The following is an 18,316-nucleotide window of genomic DNA, read 5'->3' as shown; positions in this document are numbered from 1 at the left end:
TTCACCCGCGGAAGGGCCGGGCCTGCCGGCCAATTTCCAAAGGCCATTCACGGTTGCCGCCGCTACCGGATTCGCGGGTAAACCCGCTCCTACAGGCGAAAAGGCCAGTGCGGTCAACCGATCAGGCGGGCTTCATGATCAACACCCCCAGCGGCGGCAGGTTCAGGGCCAGCGATAATGGCTGCCCGTGGCTGGCCACTTCGTCACTGGCCACCGCCCCGAGATTGCCGACATTCGACCCGGCATACAGCTCGGCATCACTGTTCAGCAGCTCCTGCCAACGCTCGCCGAACGGCACGCCAATGCGGTAGCCCTCTCGGGGTACCGGGGTGAAGTTGGCCACCACCAGCACCGGCTCGCCGCTGCTGCTCCAGCGCAGCCAGGCGTACACGCTGTTCTGCGCGTCGTCACCGATCAACCACTGGAAACCCTGCGGCTGGCAATCCTGCTCGTGCAACGCCGGCTCTTCGCGGTACAAGCGGTTGAGGTCGCCCACCAGGCGCTGCACACCCTGGTGCTCGGGATACTGCAGCAGGTACCAGTCCAGTTCGGCGTCGTGGTTCCACTCACGCCACTGGCCGAACTCGCAGCCCATGAACAGCAGCTTCTTGCCCGGGTGTGCCCACATGAAGGTGAGGTAGGCGCGCAGGTTGGCGAACTTCTGCCAGCGGTCGCCGGGCATCTTGTCGATCAGCGAGTGCTTGCCGTGTACCACTTCATCATGGGAAATGGGCAGGATGAAGTGCTCGGAATAGGCATAGATCAGCCCGAAGCTCATCTCGTTGTGGTGGTAGGTGCGGTGCACCGGGTCGTTCTGGATGTAGTGCAGGGTGTCGTGCATCCAGCCCATGTTCCACTTGTAGGCAAAACCCAGGCCGCCCTGTTGGGTAGGTTGGCTGACCCCGGGCCAGGCGGTGGACTCCTCGGCGATGATCAGCGCACCCGGGGCCTCGTGGGCAGCCACGCCGTTGAGGTGGCGGATGAAGTCGATGGCTTCCAGGTTCTCACGCCCGCCGTGGCGGTTGGGTACCCATTCGCCGGCCTTGCGCGAGTAGTCGCGGTACAGCATCGAGGCCACCGCATCGACGCGCAGGCCGTCGATGTGGAAGTGCTTCAACCAGTGCAGCGCCGAGGCCATCATGAAGCCGCGTACCTCGTTGCGGCCGAGGTTGTAGATCAGCGTGTTCCAGTCCTGGTGGTAGCCTTCCAGTGGGTTGTCGTATTCGTACAGGGCCGTGCCGTCGAAACGCGCCAGGCCATGTTCGTCAGTGGGGAAATGCGCAGGCACCCAGTCCAGCAGCACACCGATGCCCCCTTGGTGGCAGGCGTCGATGAACGCGGCGAAATCTTCGGCACTGCCGTAGCGCGAGGTGGGCGCGAACATCGACAGTGGTTGATAGCCCCAGGAGCCGCCGAACGGGTGCTCCATGATCGGCAGCAGTTCGATGTGGGTAAAGCCCAGTTCCTGCACATAGGGCACCAGCCGCTCGGCCAGTTCCCGCCAATTGTAGAAACGCCCGATTTCCCCCGCTTCGTCCAGCTCGCAGCGCCATGACCCTGGGTGCAGCTCGTAGATCGACAACGGCGCGTTGTAGGCATGGCGCTGGGCACGTTGTGCCATCCAGTCATGGTCCTGCCAGGCGTGACTGAGTTCACCGGCTACCTTGGATGCCGTGCTCGGCGGCAGCTCGGTGGCACGGGCCAGCGGGTCGGCCTTCAGCGGCAGTATGCCGTCCTTGCCGAGTACTTCGAACTTGTAGGTTTCGCCCACGCCCAGACGCGGAATGAACAGCTCCCACACCCCCGCGCCGTGCCGCAGGCGCATGGGGTGGCGGCGACCATCCCAGTTGTTGAAATCACCCACCACCGACACCCGCCGGGCATTCGGCGCCCAGACCGAGAAACACACGCCGTCGATGCCATCGACCTGAGTTGGCTGGGCACCGAAGCGCCCGGACAAATCGCGGTGATTGCCTTCCGCGAACAAGTGAAGGTCCATGTCTCCCAATTGCGGGCCGAAGCTGTAGGGGTCTTCGGTAACCTGCTCGCCGCCGGCCCAGACGATGTGAAGCTGATAGGGCTGTGCCTTATCGAGGTGCGCGCTGAACAAACCGGGCAGGCTGCCCTGCTCCATTTCGGCAAGCACCCGCCCGTCATCCCGGGCCTGAATGCGCACTTTCAGGGCATTGGGCAGAAAGGCGCGGACCACCTGCCCGCCTGCGCCGTCGCCGTGGGGGCCGAGTACCGCAAAAGGATCGGCGTGTTCGGCGCGGGCCAGGGCGTCGAGGTCCCGTTGCCGAAGGCCACCGTTTTCACGCGTTGTAACGTTCATTCTGACTCTCCCCAGGTACTGATCAGTCCATGCAGACCATGCAAAGGCACGGCCAGCCAGCTCGGACGGTTTTCGGCTTCGTATGTGATCTCGTAGGCGGCTTTTTCCAGGCAGAACAGCTCCAGCGCCGCGCGCTCGCCCTCGGCGTGCTGCCACGCGTGGGGCATGGCGGCAGTGGCCAGGCCATAGGCTTCGACAAAGGCATGCCGGGACTGGTGCAGGTACTGCCGGGCAACCCGCTGCCGGGCTTGCCGCGCCGGCTCGGAAAGGTCCACCGCAGACGCGCTGCGCAAGATCATCGCAGCAGCATAGTCGAAGGATCGCAGCACGCCGCTGACATCCTTGTAGGGGCTGTGTTTTGCCCGGCGCTCTTCAAGGGGCCGGGCGGGTTCGCCTTCAAAATCGATGAGGTAGGCATCCCCCTGCACCACCAGCACCTGGCCCAGATGCAGGTCGCCGTGCACACGCATCAGCAGGCCACCCTGAGCCTGCTCGGCGAGGTTGTCGATGTGCTGTGCCAGGCCGTCACGCTGTTGCTGCAGGTCGTCGACCAAGGCCTGGCTGTCGCCGTCCAGCGTGTCGCGATGCTGGGCCAGCAGGTCGAGGGCGTGGGTCAGTTCGGCGCTGATCTGTGCACGCCAGCGCTCGCTGTCCTGCGCATCGCTGGGGCGCGGCTGGAAGGCCGGGTCTTCGGTGGGTGCGGCCAGCAGAAGGTGCATCTCGCCCAGGCGCTGGCCAAGCAAGGCCGCAAAGCCGCTGAGTTCGGCCAATGCGTCAGTGTGCGCTTCGGTGTCGTTGCGGGTGGGCTCCATCTGGTCGCGGATGGCCCTTTCCAGCGTGTTCTGGGTCCAACCCCAGGCATCGCCCTGGTTACTCAGATAACCCTGGGCAATCATCAGCAGGTGCGGCGCGTGTTGCTCGTCCACCCGGCTGACCCAGGCCAGCAGCGGCGAGATATTGGCAAAGCCGGCGGCGGTCAGGTAGGCACTCATTTCCAGCTCTGGATGGATACCCGGGTTGACCCGGCGGATCAGCTTGAGCACCACGCGGTCGCCGATGACCACCGAGCTGTTGGACTGCTCGGCGCTGAGGTAGCGCACTTCGCTCTCCTCGTCGAGCGCCAGGCCGGCCAGCTGCTCTGTGCATTCGAAGCGCAATTCACCCTCAGCGTCGCCACACGGCAGACGCAGGCCATCCTGGCAGGCTTGTATCACGGCGTGAATGAACGGCTCGAGGACGAAGGCGTCTGTGATCAAGCCAACCTGGTGGGCACGGCGCACCCGCGACAACGCCAGCTGCTGCGGCAGCGCGGTATGGATCTGCTCCTCACGCAGCAGGCCGAACGGCAGCTGGTAGCGGGTGGCCGTGCCGTCGCTGAGTACCTCGATTTCGCTGAGCAACACCGGCGTGGTGGCGGTGCCGAAACGCACGCCGTAGCACAGGCGCACGGCATCGATCGGCCCTTCCTTGCCGGCGAACCAGCGGCGCTTGGGCAGGTACTGCGGCAGGATGGTGCTTTGCAGCGTATCGCTTGCGGGGGCTTGCAGCAGTTCTTCCATGCGCTTGCGCAGTACCAATGTGGTCAATTCGGGTAACCCCTCGGTGGGCTGGATGTGCCAGCTGGGCATGCGATCGCGGCTGGCCAGCAGGAACCAGTAGAACGCATAAGGTGGCAAGGTCAGCAGAAACGGCAGTTGGCCGATTGGCGGGAACGCGCTGCCGCCAAGCATCTCCACCGGTACTTTGTCGGCGTATTGTGACAATTCGAGTTCGGCAGCCTGGGCGGCGCGGGACACGTTGGCCACGCAGAGGATGACCTCGGTATTGCCGTCGGCGTCGGTGTACTCGCGGATATAGGCAAGGATGCGCCGGTTGCTGGGCGTGAGGGTGCGCAGGCTGCCGCGACCAAAGGCCTTCTGCTGCTTGCGCACCGCCAGCATGCGCCGGGTCCAGTTCAGCAGCGAATGCGGGTCGTGGCTTTGCGCCTCGACGTTGACGGTCTGGTAACCGTAGAGCGGGTCCATGATCGGCGGCAGCACCAGGCGCTGCGGGTCGGCGCGGGAAAAACCGCCGTTGCGGTCTGGCGACCACTGCATGGGTGTGCGAACGCCATCGCGGTCACCCAGATAGATATTGTCGCCCATGCCCAGTTCGTCGCCGTAATACAGGGTTGGCGTGCCCGGCATCGACAATAGCAGGCTGGTCAGCAGCTCTATGCGCCGACGGTCACGCTGCAGCAGGGGCGCCAGGCGCCGGCGAATGCCCAGGTTGATGCGCGCGCGGCGATCTTCGGCGTAATAGTTCCACAGGTAATCGCGCTCGCGGTCGGTGACCATTTCCAGGGTCAGTTCATCATGGTTGCGCAAAAAGATCGCCCACTGGCAGTTGGCCGGGATTTCCGGGGTCTGGCGCAGGATATCGGTGATCGGGAAGCGGTCTTCCATGGCCAGGGCCATGTACATGCGCGGCATCAACGGAAAGTGGAAGGCCATATGGCACTCGTCGCCGTCGCCTTCGCCGAAGTACGGACGCGTGTCTTCAGGCCACTGGTTGGCTTCGGCCAGCAGCATGCGATCGGGGTAATTGGCGTCGATCTCGGCGCGGATCGCCTTGAGCACGTCGTGGGTTTCGACGAGGTTTTCGTTGTTGGTGCCGTCGCGCTCGATCAGGTAAGGGATCGCGTCCAGCCGCAGGCCATCTACACCCAGGTCCAGCCAGAAGCGCATGACGCCGATCACCGCCTTGAGCACCTGCGGGTTGTCGAAGTTGAGGTCCGGCTGGTGGGAGTAGAACCGGTGCCAGAAGTACTGGCCGGCGACCGGGTCCCAGGTCCAGTTGGACTTTTCGGTGTCGAGGAAGATGATGCGCGTGCCGTCGTACTTCTGGTCGTCGTCCGACCACACGTAGAACTCGCGCGCCTTGCTGCCGCGCTTGGCGTGGCGGGCGCGCTGGAACCACGGGTGCTGGTCGCTGGTGTGGTTGATGACCAGCTCGGTGATCACCCGCAGGCCGCGCTTGTGGGCCTCGGCGATGAAACGGCGGGCGTCGGCCATGCTGCCGTAGTCGGGGTGCACGGCCTTGTATTCGGCGATGTCGTAGCCGTCGTCACGGCGTGGCGAGGGATAGAACGGCAGCAGCCACAGGGTGTTGACGCCCAGCTCAGCGATATAATCGAGCTTGCTGATCAGCCCGGCGAAGTCGCCGATGCCGTCATTGTTCGAGTCGAAGAACGACTTGATGTGCAGCTGGTAGATGACGGCGTCCTTGTACCACAGCGGGTCGTCGATGAAGGCTGCCGGGCGGGAACGCTTGGCCATGTGCGACTCCTTTCAATTGCATGTTTGCCCCTTCTTGCACCATCGCTGTGGGAGCGGGCGGGCCCGCGAATCAGCCACCGCGGTGCTTGGCACCGGCTCTGCCGGTGTTCGCGGGCATGCCCGCTCCCACAGGGGAAAAGGCTACAGACCGGTTTTACCCGGCTTTTTCGATGCGCCAGATGCCGAACGGCAGGTGCCAGGGCTCTATGCGCATCCATTGGGTCTTGCCGTACCACGACCAGCGGTGGCCGTTCATCAGGTCTTCACCCTGGGTTTCGGCGTTGTCGTCCAGCCCCAACTCCCACAGGGGCAACTCGAAGTGCGCCTCCTGGGCGTTGTGCGGGTCGAGGCTGACGGCCACCAGGATGTAGTTGTCCCGCTCGGGCGTACGCTTTGCGAAGTACAGGATGTTGTCGTTCCAGCAATTGAAGAAGGCCACGCCCAGGTGGGTTTGCAAGGCGCGGTTCTGCCGGCGAATTCGGTTGAGCTGGGCGATCTCGGCGATGATGTTGCCGGGCTGGGTGAAATCGCGTGGGCGGATTTCGTACTTCTCCGAATCCAGGTACTCCTCCTTGCCCGGCAACGGCGTGCCCTCGCACAGCTCGAAGCCCGAATACATGCCCCACAAGCCTGAGCCCATGGTCGCCAGCGCGGCACGGATCAGGAAACCTGCACGACCTGAGGTGTGCAGGAAAAACGGGTTGATATCCGGGGTATTGACGAAGAAGTTGGGCCGGTAGCACTGGCTCCACGGCGGCTGATTGAGCTGCTCGAAATATTCGCGCAGCTCCTGCTTGTGGTTGCGCCAGGTGAAATAGGTATAGCTCTGTGCGTAGCCGACCTTGCCCAGGCGCGCCATCATCGCCGGCTTGGTAAAGGCTTCGGCGAGGAAGATGACGTCGGGGTGCTGGCTGCGCACATTGGCGATCAGCCATTGCCAGAACGGCAACGGCTTGGTGTGCGGGTTGTCGACACGGAAGGTCTTGACGCCCTCCTCGACCCAGCCGACCACCACATCGCGCAGGGCGAGCCACAGCGAAGGCACGGCCTCTGGGGCGTAGAAATCGACGTTGACGATGTCCTGGTACTTTTTCGGCGGGTTTTCGGCGTAGCGGATGGTGCCGTCCGGGCGCCAGCTGAACCAGCCCGGGTGCTCCTTGAGCCAGGGGTGGTCCTGAGAGCACTGGATGGCGAAATCGAGGGCGATTTCCAGGCCGTGTTCCGCCGCCGCCGCCACCAGTCGACGGAAGTCATCGCGGCTGCCCAGTTGCGGGTGAATCGCCTCGTGGCCGCCCTCCGGGCTGCCAATGGCATAAGGGCTGCCCGGGTCGCCCGGCTCGGCCTTGAGGGCGTTGTTGCGGCCCTTGCGATGCTGCATGCCGATGGGGTGGATGGGCGGGAAGTACAGGACGTCGAAGCCCATGTCGCGGATCATCGGCAGCCGTTCGTGCACGTCGTTGAAGGTGCCGTGACGCTGCGGGTCTTCGGTAATCGAGCGCGGGAACAGCTCGTACCAGCTGGCGAACAATGCGGCCGGGCGGTCGACATCAAGGGGGAAATCAGGGCTGCGGGTCAGGTAGCTGCGGTGTTCGGCTTCGCCCATCAGGCGGGCGGTGGTCGGGTCGAGAAACACGGCCACCTGATCATCGGTACTGAGCGTGGCCAGGCGACTCTGCACAGCCTCGAGCTCCTCGCGCAGGGCGCCGCTGCACAGCTCGATGCCTTTGCCCAGCATCAAGCGGCCTTCTTCCAGTTCCAGTTTTACCTCGACGCCGGCGTGGTACTTCTTCTCCAGATCGTGGCAATAGGTGGCAAACGGGTCGATCCAGGCCTCGATACTGAACCGGTGCGGGCCCAGCTCGGTGGGGGTGAATTCGGCCTGCCACAGGTCGTTGCCCGCCGACTGCATCGGTACGCAATGCCAGCGCCGGCTGTGGGCCTGGCGCCAGTTGAGCATCACCGCCAGGCGGTCGTGGCCGTCGCTGTAGGCCTTGGTGCTGACGGCCACAGGCTGGCCGCTGACGGCCTTGGCGGCGAAGCTGCCGGCGTCGAGCACGGGTTGGGTGTCTTCGATCACGATGCGTGGCGCCAACAGCGCCTGGGCCAGGCTAATGGCCTGGTCCGGGTGATCGTTCGCCATGGGCACGCTTTCAAAGGGCTCGTTTCGTGACATCGACCTTGCTCCCTCAGGCTGGTGGCGGTAAGGGTTCAGAGCCGGGCACAGGCGGGGGGTTCAAAATAATTGAGCGAACGGCAGCTGCCAGCGGTCAGAGCCTACAGCACCTCTTCACCCACCCACGCGAGGTCAGGCCATGAACATTCCCATTCCACCGGAGACACCCGATCCCAATATCGACGACCCGAGCTTGCCGCCACCCGTACCGGAAGAAGACCCGGACGAGCTGCCGATCAAGCCGACCGTGCCGCCGACAGTGGGCGACCCGCCGAGCCAGGAGCCACCGGTGAAGGCTTAAGGGTAGACCACGGCACCAGCGTGAACAGCTGATCTCCGCTGCTTCATTGAAAGGTTGAGGATGACCGGGTGCTTGGCAAGGTGAAGATCTTGCATTGATCGGGCCGGCCTCTTCGCGGGTAAACCCGCTCCTACCAGGGACCGTGCCGGCCTTGAATGCGGCGCTGCCCCTGTGTAGGAGCGGGTTTACCCGCGAAGAGGCCGGCCGCGCCCGCACATCAACCCGCAGATGCAGCCGCAATCTCCGCCACACTGATCTCGCGCATGCGGAACTTCTGCACCTTGCCGGTCACGGTCATCGGGTACTCGTCGACAAAACGGATATACCGCGGCACCTTGAAGTGGGCAATGCGTGCCTTGCACCAGCCCTGCAGCTCCTCGACCGTGGCGCTGTGCCCCGGGTGCAGCTTGATCCAGGCGACGATCTCTTCGCCATAGCGGCTGCACGGAATGCCGATCACCTGCGCATCGGCCACCGCCGGGTGGGTGTAGAAAAACTCTTCCAGCTCACGCGGGTAAATGTTCTCGCCGCCGCGAATGATCATGTCCTTGTTGCGCCCGACGATGCGCACATAGCCCTGCTCGTCCATCACCGCCAGGTCACCCGAATGCATCCAGCCGGCCGGGTCGATGGCATCCGCCGTGGCCTGGGGGTTGTCCCAGTAGCCAAGCATCACGCTGTAGCCGCGGGTGCACAGTTCGCCAATCTCGCCGCGGGCGACGATGCAGCCGTCAGCGTCCACCAGTTTGTTTTCCAGCTGCGGCTGGGTGCGGCCGACGGTGGTCACGCGCAACTCCAGATCGTCGTCCGGGCCGGTCTGCAGCGACACGGGGCTGGTTTCGGTCATGCCGTAGGCGATCTGCACTTCTGCCATGTGCATCTGGTCGATGACCCGGCGCATCACCTCGATCGGGCAGGTAGCGCCGGCCATGATGCCGCTACGCAGGGTCGACAGGTCCATGTGGGCACGGGACGGGTGGTCGAGCATGGCGATGAACATGGTCGGTACGCCATAGAGGATGGTGGCGCGCTCCTCGGCCACGGCGCGCAAGGTAAGTTCGGCGTCAAAAGCATCGTTGGGGTAGATCATGGTGCTGCCGTGGGTGACGCAGCCGAGGTTGGCCATGACCATGCCGAAGCAATGGTACAGCGGCACCGGGATCACCATACGGTCGCGGGCCGTCAGGCCAAGGCTTTCACCCACCATGAAACCGTTGTTGAGGATGTTGTAGTGACTGAGCGTGGCACCTTTGGGCGCACCGGTGGTGCCGGAGGTGTACTGGATGTTTACTGGCTGGTCGAATTGCAGGCTTTGCTGACGGGCTGTGCAGGCCTCAACAGACGTCTGCCCTGCCCGCTCGGCCAATGCGTGCCAGGGCAGGAAGCCGGCAGGCGGGTTGGCGGCCAGGCTGATGACGCCACGCAACTCGGGCAGGCATTCACTGGCCAGCTCACCAGGCCGGGCGCTGGTAAGCTCAGGCACCAGCGCCTGCACCATGGCGTGGTAATCAGACGTCTTGAAGGCTTCAGCGCAGACCAGCCAGCGGCAGCCGGACTGGCGCAACACGTATTCCAGCTCACCCACACGGTAGGCCGGGTTGATGTTGACCAGGATGGCGCCGACCTTGGCACTGGCCAGCTGCAAGATGCACCACTGGGCGCAGTTGGGCGACCAGATGCCAACACGGTCGCCGGTGTTCACGCCCAGTGCGATCAGGGCGCGGGCGTATATTTCGACCTGTTCAGCCAACTGCCGCCAGCTGTAACGCAGGCCCTGGTGGCGGGACACCAGGGCCTCGCTGTCGCAACAGCGGGCCACGGTGGCATCGAAGGCCTGGCCGATGGTCTGGGTCAGCAAGGGTCGGTCCTGGCGACCGCGGGTATAGCTCGGTTGACTCATGGGTGTCCCTTCTTGTGGTTGTTTTGGGCACGGCTGAAGCAAGCGGGAATACTCTGGCGCAGATTTACGTTTACGTAAAGGTGACGAGTGGATTGACAGTGCCTTCCCGCAGGTTTACGTTAACGTAAAGGTGATGAACGATACCGGAACCTCCGGCATGACGCCGACCCTTGCAGGAGCGGGCTTGCCCGCGAATGCGATCACCCAGGCAATGACGGTGGTCCTGCTGACGCATTCGCGGGCAAGCCCGCTCCTACAGGGGTCAGCGGTTAGCCTTTGAGCTACGGTGTTACCCAATTTCCAAGAACAAGAAGGTGCCCCAGCATGCATTACCCCTCCCTGAACTTCGCCCTGGGCGAGACCATCGACATGCTCCGCGACCAGGTGCGCACCTTCGTCGCCGCCGAACTGGCCCCGCGTGCCGCGCAGATCGACCACGACAACCTGTTCCCCGCCGACATGTGGCGCAAGTTCGGTGACATGGGCCTGCTGGGCATCACCGTACCGGAAGAGTACGGTGGCGCTGGCCTGGGCTACCTGGCCCATGTGGTGTCGATGGAAGAAATCAGCCGTGGCTCCGCCTCGGTGGCGCTGTCCTACGGCGCCCATTCCAACCTGTGCGTCAACCAGATCAACCGCAACGGCACCCACGAGCAGAAGCTCAAGTACCTGCCCAAGCTGATCAGCGGCGAGCACATCGGCGCCTTGGCCATGAGCGAGCCCAATGCCGGCTCCGACGTGGTGTCGATGAAGCTGCGCGCAGAAAAACGCGGCGATCACTACGTACTCAACGGCAGCAAGACCTGGATCACCAACGGTCCCGACGCCAACACCTACGTGATTTACGCCAAGACCGACCTGGACAAGGGTGCGCACGGCATCACCGCGTTCATCGTCGAGCGTGACTGGAAAGGCTTCAGCCGCAGCAACAAGTTCGACAAGCTGGGCATGCGCGGGTCCAACACCTGCGAGCTGTTCTTCGATGGCGTGGAAGTGCCGGCAGAGAACATTCTGGGCCAGCTCAACGGCGGCGTGCGCGTCCTCATGAGCGGCCTGGACTACGAACGCGTGGTGCTGTCCGGCGGCCCGACCGGCATCATGCAAAGCTGCATGGACCTGGTGGTGCCGTATATCCACGACCGCAAGCAATTCGGCCAGAGCATCGGCGAGTTCCAGCTGATCCAGGGCAAGATTGCCGACATGTACACCCAGCTGAACGCCAGCCGCGCCTACCTGTATGCCGTGGCTCAGGCGTGCGACCGTGGCGAAACCACCCGCAAGGACGCTGCCGGCGTGATCCTGTACACCGCCGAGCGTGCCACGCAAATGGCCCTGGAGGCGATCCAGATTCTTGGCGGCAACGGCTATATCAACGAATTCCCGGCTGGCCGCCTGTTGCGCGACGCCAAGCTGTACGAAATCGGTGCCGGCACCAGTGAAATCCGCCGGATGCTGATCGGCCGCGAACTGTTCAACGAAACCCGCTGAACATAAGGGACGGGCGCACATGGCTACCTTGCACACCCAGATCAACCCGCGTTCGGCAGAATTTGCCGTCAACAGCGCGGCCATGCTCGAACAGGTCCAGGCCCTGCGCGGCTTGCTCGCCCAGGTTGCCCAGGGCGGCGGGCCCAAGGCCCAGGAACGGCATACCTCGCGTGGCAAACTGCTGCCGCGCGAGCGTATCGACCGCCTGCTGGACCCGGGCTCGCCGTTCCTCGAAATCGGCCAGTTGGCCGCCCATGAGGTGTACGGCGAAGACGTGCCAGCGGCGGGCGTGATTGCCGGCATCGGCCGCGTGGAAGGCGTGGAATGCATGATCGTGGCCAACGACGCCACGGTAAAAGGCGGTTCGTACTACCCGCTGACGGTGAAGAAGCACCTGCGTGCACAAACCATCGCCCTGCAGAACCGCCTGCCGTGCATCTATCTGGTGGACTCCGGCGGCGCCAACTTGCCACGCCAGGACGAAGTGTTCCCCGACCGCGAGCATTTCGGGCGCATCTTCTTCAACCAGGCCAACATGAGCGCACAAGGCATCCCGCAGATCGCCGTGGTGATGGGCTCGTGCACCGCTGGCGGCGCCTACGTGCCGGCCATGGCCGACGAAGCGATCATGGTGCGCCAGCAGGCGACCATCTTCCTCGCCGGCCCGCCGCTGGTGAAAGCCGCCACCGGCGAAGTGGTGAGCGCCGAAGACCTCGGCGGCGCCGATGTGCATTGCCGCACCAGCGGCGTCGCCGACCATTATGCCGACAACGACGAACACGCCCTGGCCATCGCGCGACGCAGTGTAGCCAACCTCAACTGGCACAAGCTCGGCAAGCTGCAGCGATTGGCCCCAGTGGCGCCGCTGTATGCCGCCGACGAGCTGTACGGCGTGGTACCGGCGGATGCCAAGCAACCGTTCGACGTGCGCGAAGTGATCGCCCGCATGGTCGATGGCTCGGTGTTCGATGAATTCAAGGCGCTGTTCGGCACCACCCTGGTGTGCGGCTTCGCCCACCTGCACGGCTACCCGGTGGCGATCCTGGCCAACAACGGCATCCTGTTCGCCGAAGCCGCGCAAAAAGGCGCGCACTTCATCGAACTGGCCTGCCAGCGCGGCATCCCTTTGCTGTTCCTGCAGAACATCACCGGTTTCATGGTCGGCAAGAAATACGAAGAAGGCGGCATCGCCAAGCACGGCGCCAAACTGGTCACCGCCGTGGCCTGCGCCCAGGTGCCGAAGTTCACAGTGATCATCGGCGGCAGCTTTGGCGCCGGCAACTACGGCATGTGCGGCCGCGCCTACGACCCGCGCTTCCTGTGGATGTGGCCCAACGCGCGGATTGGCGTGATGGGCGCCGAACAGGCCGCCGGGGTGCTGGCCCAGGTCAAGCGCGAGCAGAGCGAACGCAGCGGCCAGCCATTCAGCGCCGAGGATGAGGCCAGGCTCAAGCAGCCGATCCTCGACCAGTACGAACGTCAGGGCCACCCCTATTATTCCAGTGCCCGCCTGTGGGACGACGGCGTCATCGACCCGGCACAGACCCGAGACGTCCTCGGCCTGGCGTTGTCTGCCGCGCTGAACGCGCCGATCGAACCGAGCCGCTTCGGCATTTTCCGGATGTGACCCATGAGCGATTTCAGCACCCTCGAAGTGATCCGCGACCCACGCGGCTTCGCCACCCTGTGGTTAAGCCGCGAGGACAAGAACAACGCCTTCAACGCGCAGATGATCCGCGAGCTGATCGTGGCCATCGACCAGTTGGCCGAAGACGCCAGCCTGCGCTTTGTGCTGCTGCGCGGCCGTGGCCGGCACTTCAGCGCCGGTGCCGACCTGGCCTGGATGCAGCAGTCGGCACAACTGGACTTCAACACCAACCTGGATGACGCCCACGAACTGGGTGAGCTGATGTACGCCCTGCACCGCCTCAAGGCCCCGACCCTGGCCGTGGTGCAAGGCGCAGCCTTCGGCGGCGCGCTGGGTCTGATCAGCTGTTGCGACATGGCCATCGGCGCCGAAGACGCCCAGCTGTGCCTGTCGGAAGTACGCATCGGCCTGGCCCCGGCGGTGATCAGCCCGTTCGTGGTCAAGGCCATTGGCGAACGCGCCGCGCGCCGCTACGCCCTCACCGCCGAGCGTTTCACTGGCGTGCGCGCCCGCGAGCTGGGCCTGTTGGCCGAGGTATACCCGGCCAGCGAACTGGACGACCACGTCGAAGCCTGGGTAAGCAACCTGCTGCAGAACAGCCCACAAGCATTGCGCGCCACCAAGGACTTGCTGCGCGAAGTGGACGACGGCGAACTCAGCCCGGCCCTGCGCCGGTACTGCGAAAACACCATCGCCCGCATCCGCGTCAGCGCCGAAGGCCAGGAGGGCCTGCGCGCTTTCCTGGAAAAACGCCGCCCTGCCTGGCAAACCGTTGACAAGAAGGAGCCGCGCCGATGAGCCGCCCCGCTTTGACCACCCTGCTGGTCGCCAACCGCGGCGAAATCGCCTGCCGGGTGATGCGCACCGCCAAGGCCATGGGCCTGACCACTGTTGCCGTGCACAGCGCCACCGACCGTGACGCCCGGCATAGCCGCGAAGCTGATATCCGCGTGGATCTCGGTGGCACCAAGGCCGCCGAAAGCTACCTGCTGGTCGACAAGCTGCTGGCAGCAGCCAAGGCCAGCGGCGCCCAGGCTATCCACCCAGGTTATGGCTTTCTGTCCGAGAACGCAGGTTTCGCCCGCGCCATCGAGCAGGCCGGGCTGATATTCCTCGGCCCACCGGCCAGCGCCATCGACGCCATGGGCAGCAAATCGGCAGCCAAGGCACTGATGGAAGCGGCCGGCGTGCCGTTGGTGCCGGGCTACCACGGCGAGGCCCAGGACCTGGACACTTTCCTAGCCGCCGCCGAACGCATCGGCTACCCGGTGCTGCTCAAGGCCAGCGCTGGTGGCGGTGGCAAGGGCATGAAAGTGGTCGAGGAAGAAAGCCAACTGGCCGACGCCCTGGCCTCGGCCCAGCGTGAGGCACAGTCGTCGTTCGGCGATGCGCGCATGCTGGTGGAAAAGTACGTGCTCAAGCCACGCCACGTGGAGATTCAGGTGTTCGCCGACCAGCACGGCAACTGCCTGTACCTCAACGAGCGCGACTGTTCCATTCAGCGCCGCCACCAGAAGGTGGTGGAAGAGGCCCCGGCCCCCGGCCTGTCGCCCGAACTGCGCCGGGCCATGGGCGAAGCGGCGGTGCGTGCCGCTCAGGCTATCGGTTACGTGGGTGCCGGCACCGTGGAGTTTCTGCTTGATGCACGTGGCGAATTCTTCTTCATGGAGATGAACACTCGCCTGCAGGTGGAACACCCGGTCACCGAGGCCATAACCGGCCTGGACCTTGTTGCCTGGCAAATTCGCGTGGCCTGCGGCGAAGCCCTGCCGATCACACAGGAACAGGTGCCGCTGATCGGCCATGCCATCGAAGTACGCCTGTATGCCGAAGACCCGGCCAACGATTTCTTACCCGCGACCGGCAAATTGGCGCTGTACCGTGAATCGGCGCCTGGCGAAGGCCGGCGGGTGGACAGCGGGGTCAGCGAAGGCGATGTGGTGTCGCCGTTCTACGACCCGATGCTGGGCAAGCTGATTGCCTGGGGCGAAGACCGCGAGCAGGCGCGCTTGCGCTTGCTGGCCATGCTCGACGAGTTCGCCATTGGCGGGCTGAAAACCAACATTGCCTTCCTGCGGCGCATTCTCGCCCACCCGGCATTTGCTGCGGCGGAGCTGGATACCGGCTTCATTCCGCGTCATCAGGCGGTTCTGCTGCCTGCGCCGCAAGCACTGCCGGCAGCCTTCTGGGAAGCGGCGGCAGAGGCGTGGCTGCAGGGCCAGGGGGTCCATCAGCGCGAAGACGACCGCCATTCACCTTGGGGCGGGCGTAACGGCCTGCGCTTGGGCCTACCGGCACGCAGCAGCTTGCATCTGGTGAGCGCTGGGCAAGATCAGGCAGTGGCCCTGGAACGCAGCGCTGCTTCTACCTGGCAGCTGCAAGGTGAGCAGTTGGTGCATGACCAGAACGGCGTGCGTCGCCAGCATCTGGCAATCCGTCGGGGTGGCACGCTGTACCTGCACTGGGATGGTGAAATGCATGCCATCGAAGCTTTCGACCCGATTGCCGAGGCTGAAGCCAGCCACAGCCATCAGGGTGGGATGGGTGCGCCCATGAACGGCAGTATCGTGCGGGTGCTGGTCGAACCTGGCCAGGTGGTGGAAGCCGGTACTGCGCTGGTGGTACTGGAGGCCATGAAGATGGAGCACAGCATTCGTGCGCCGCATGCCGGCACGGTGAAGGCGCTGTTCTGCCTGGAGGGGGATATGGTCAGCGAAGGGACTGTGCTGGTCGAACTGGTGGAATAACGGTGCCGGAGGGCCGCTTTGCGGCCCTAACGCAACACAAGGCCGCCCCTGCAACAGCCCGTAGGAGCGGGTTCACCCGCGAAAGGGCCGGGCCTGCTGGCCAATCTCCACCCGCTGTTCACCGTTGCCGCCGCTACCGTATTCGCGGGTAAAACCGCTCCTACGCCCGATCGGGGGTGGACACACATCGGTGATTGGGCGCAGGCCGCGTGTAGGAGCGGGTTCACCCGCGAAAGGGCCGGCCCTGCTGGCCAACTTCCACCCGCCGTTCACCGTAGCCGCCACTCCTCAAACCCTTTCAAAAGGCCCCATGCACCCGCACGACCACCCCAAGAAATTCGCAACCCTCTTCGCACAACAGCGCCGGGTAGTTACTGTTCAATGCCTTCAGATAACGCTGCCCACCTTCCTCGGCCAGCTCGCGGAAAATCGCCGGCTTGCCCGGCTGACGAGCGATAACCAAACGCCCCGCCTCAGCCTCTACACCTGGGTCCACCAGCATCCGCATGCCCTGCGGCACACTGCGGCCACTGACAGCGCTCATGGCATCGTTTTCCACGGTTAGCCAGAACGCCTTGCCCTGTGCCAGGTAGTCAGTCTGCTCGAAAACAGCAGGCTCTACAGCCGTCGCAGCCTCTAACTCACTCCAACCCAGCACCGGGTAACGGAAGCAAACGATGTACCGCATGAGGTCGAGTTCATCATCGTCTGCTATCTCGTAAACACTACGCTCCTCGCCAACCTGCCCCTGGATACGCAGCTGCAGGCTGACGTTGTAATGAGGCATTCCAAGCTCGACGAACGTGCGGTTCATCGATTCGATTTTCGGCTGACGCCGCTTGTTCACCCAATGACCGACACTGCCTTGAGACACACCAACGCGCTCGGCAAGCTGCTCTTGAGTGAGCCCTAGCTCCTCCATCCGGTCACGGACGAGGGCAATCCATTTATCCATATTCATCGCTGGCACGATACGGACTGCCTTCAAGCGCTCAATAAACATTCAGTATTATTTATCGGGAAGAATAAAAATACTGTAGGTATTACCATCGACCTGACCCCTTCCCTACTGGCTCCGGCAGGTATCAGGATGAAACTACCGAAAAACGACGAAACAGATCTCGACAGCGAAGCAGCCCGCCGCGCGCTCGACTATTATCTCAACCCCAACCCACCGCGGCCCACCCTGGACAACAGGATCTGGACCCTGCACGAAGGCGTAACCGGCGAACAGGCCAAGGAACACGCCATCGCCCTGCTGCGCTGCGCTGCGGCCACCGCCCAGGAAACCGCCACCCACCAGCACGGCAGCCAGCGCGAACTGACGTTCGCGTTGATGCACATGATGGACATGGCTCGCGCCCTGCTGGAGCACAAACACACCGAGTGACCGGGTTTATAGACAAGAAAGGAGGGAGAGAACGTGATGGCCGCGTAACGGCAAAAGCCCCGATTGCCGGGACAAGGAAGCGCGCCGGTAAAACTTTTTTACCGGATTAGCGAAAATTCATTTGACTGCCAAATGATAACGATTATTATTGCACTCAGCTGATCGCGAGATCCGCTGGATAACCTGAAAGCTTAGGTCGCTCTCAGATTATCTCCTCATCAGGCTAATCACGGTTTTTGACCCGGCTTTTTTGCCGGGTCTTTTTTTTGGCTCTTCAGGCTAATGAAGATCGTGATGGCGCGCATGATAGCAAAGGTGTTTCAGGGCGTGAACGCTCGTTACAAAACTTTGCGGAATCAGCACTTGAGAATCAATCTCGTTTCCACTAAGCTGTTTCCGCATCAAGGAAGATGCCCCCTCCTCCCCTTTATAGAGCAAGGAGCTGTCCATGACCCGTCTGCTGCTGCCCCTTGAGCACCCCACTCCTGCTACCGAGCATGATGCCGACGATGCCCTGCTGCATGCACTGAAGCGGCTACCACGGCGCGTACAGCAAGTATTCCTGCTTAACCGCCTCGATCAGCTGGACTTCGCCAGCATTGCTGTGCGCCTTGACCTGCCACTGGCGAGTATCGAGCGCAACATGGGCCAGGCGCTGCAAGCCGGCCGCTCGCGCCGGGATGTGCTGGCGAGCGTGGCCGGGCAATGGTATGTGCGCTTGCAGAGCCCGCAGGTGACGGCGTGCGAGCGTATCGACTTCCGCCGCTGGCTGGATGCCGATACGGCGAACTTGCAGGCGTTTCACGATACGGAACTGCGGTGGCGCAGCCTGCTGGCGCCGGCACGGCAATTGGGCCATGACGGCTGGTATCGGCAAGGCCGGGCGGCGCTGTCGCTGGGTGGCTGCTCGGTTGCGGTCGGGCTGGGTGTGGCGGCGTTGGTGCTGGTTGGGTTCTGGGCTTGATCAGCGCTTCAACATGCCTGTAAGTCCTGCCCGAGCGCATGCCCCACTTCAGTTTC

General features: G+C 63.7%; 12 protein-coding genes. 7 read left to right on the top strand and 5 right to left on the bottom strand.

The window, feature by feature from the left end:
- Nucleotides 1-121: 121 nt before the first annotated feature.
- The 3 genes from glgB to V7787_RS01625 all read right to left on the bottom strand — a co-directional run bounded on the left by glgB (nucleotide 122) and on the right by V7787_RS01625 (nucleotide 7,822).
- On the bottom strand, nucleotides 122-2,332 hold the full coding sequence (gene glgB, locus V7787_RS01635; protein WP_010954852.1) for a 1,4-alpha-glucan branching protein GlgB: 2,211 nt from the start codon (nucleotides 2,330-2,332) through the stop codon (nucleotides 122-124).
- Complete coding sequence (gene treS, locus V7787_RS01630; RefSeq protein WP_064491950.1) at nucleotides 2,329-5,649, bottom strand: maltose alpha-D-glucosyltransferase; 3,321 nt, start codon at nucleotides 5,647-5,649, stop codon at nucleotides 2,329-2,331. Before treS ends, glgB begins: the two co-directional genes overlap by 4 nt.
- 154 nt (nucleotides 5,650-5,803) lie before the next feature.
- Entirely contained in the window at nucleotides 5,804-7,822 is a 2,019-nt protein-coding gene (locus tag V7787_RS01625; protein WP_064491951.1) for an alpha-1,4-glucan--maltose-1-phosphate maltosyltransferase, read from the bottom strand.
- A gap of 139 nt (nucleotides 7,823-7,961) precedes the next feature.
- Here V7787_RS01625 and V7787_RS01620 point away from each other — a divergent pair, with 139 nt between their 5' ends.
- Nucleotides 7,962-8,123: a hypothetical protein gene (locus tag V7787_RS01620; protein WP_003251307.1), complete on the top strand. Its 162-nt coding sequence runs from the start codon at nucleotides 7,962-7,964 to the stop codon at nucleotides 8,121-8,123.
- A 217-nt stretch (nucleotides 8,124-8,340) separates the two neighbouring features.
- Here the strand turns inward: V7787_RS01620 and V7787_RS01615 are convergent, their stop codons facing one another.
- The gene (locus V7787_RS01615) at nucleotides 8,341-10,023 is read right to left on the bottom strand and encodes an AMP-binding protein (RefSeq protein WP_064491952.1); all 1,683 of its coding nucleotides are present in this window, start codon (nucleotides 10,021-10,023) and stop codon (nucleotides 8,341-8,343) included.
- A 324-nt stretch (nucleotides 10,024-10,347) separates the two neighbouring features.
- Here V7787_RS01615 and V7787_RS01610 point away from each other — a divergent pair, with 324 nt between their 5' ends.
- The 4 genes from V7787_RS01610 to V7787_RS01595 are packed head-to-tail and all read left to right on the top strand — an operon-like array spanning nucleotide 10,348 to nucleotide 15,906.
- Nucleotides 10,348-11,511, top strand: coding sequence for an isovaleryl-CoA dehydrogenase (locus V7787_RS01610; RefSeq protein WP_003251317.1), 1,164 nt, complete (start codon nucleotides 10,348-10,350; stop codon nucleotides 11,509-11,511).
- A 19-nt stretch (nucleotides 11,512-11,530) separates the two neighbouring features.
- The gene (locus V7787_RS01605; RefSeq protein WP_064491953.1) at nucleotides 11,531-13,138 is read left to right on the top strand and encodes a carboxyl transferase domain-containing protein; all 1,608 of its coding nucleotides are present in this window, start codon (nucleotides 11,531-11,533) and stop codon (nucleotides 13,136-13,138) included.
- 3 nt (nucleotides 13,139-13,141) lie between these two features.
- Nucleotides 13,142-13,957, top strand: a complete 816-nt coding sequence (locus tag V7787_RS01600; RefSeq protein WP_064491954.1) for a gamma-carboxygeranoyl-CoA hydratase — start codon at nucleotides 13,142-13,144, stop codon at nucleotides 13,955-13,957.
- Entirely contained in the window at nucleotides 13,954-15,906 is a 1,953-nt protein-coding gene (locus tag V7787_RS01595; RefSeq protein WP_064491955.1) for an acetyl/propionyl/methylcrotonyl-CoA carboxylase subunit alpha, read from the top strand. Before V7787_RS01600 ends, V7787_RS01595 begins: the two co-directional genes overlap by 4 nt.
- A 298-nt stretch (nucleotides 15,907-16,204) precedes the next feature.
- Here the strand turns inward: V7787_RS01595 and V7787_RS01590 are convergent, their stop codons facing one another.
- Nucleotides 16,205-16,909: a LexA family transcriptional regulator gene (locus V7787_RS01590; protein WP_010954860.1), complete on the bottom strand. Its 705-nt coding sequence runs from the start codon at nucleotides 16,907-16,909 to the stop codon at nucleotides 16,205-16,207.
- 87 nt (nucleotides 16,910-16,996) lie between these two features.
- Here V7787_RS01590 and V7787_RS01585 point away from each other — a divergent pair, with 87 nt between their 5' ends.
- Together V7787_RS01585 and V7787_RS01580 are read left to right on the top strand one after the other, a co-directional pair.
- Nucleotides 16,997-17,296: a DUF6124 family protein gene (locus V7787_RS01585; RefSeq protein ID WP_010954861.1), complete on the top strand. Its 300-nt coding sequence runs from the start codon at nucleotides 16,997-16,999 to the stop codon at nucleotides 17,294-17,296.
- A 448-nt stretch (nucleotides 17,297-17,744) separates the two neighbouring features.
- Nucleotides 17,745-18,260, top strand: a complete 516-nt coding sequence (locus V7787_RS01580) for a DUF4880 domain-containing protein (protein WP_064491956.1) — start codon at nucleotides 17,745-17,747, stop codon at nucleotides 18,258-18,260.
- The last annotated feature ends 56 nt before the right edge of the window (nucleotides 18,261-18,316 follow it).

This window comes from Pseudomonas sp. CGJS7 (assembly GCF_036961695.1).
Note: the sequence above shows the minus strand (reverse complement) of the source record. Positions and strands in the feature narration are given on the sequence as shown.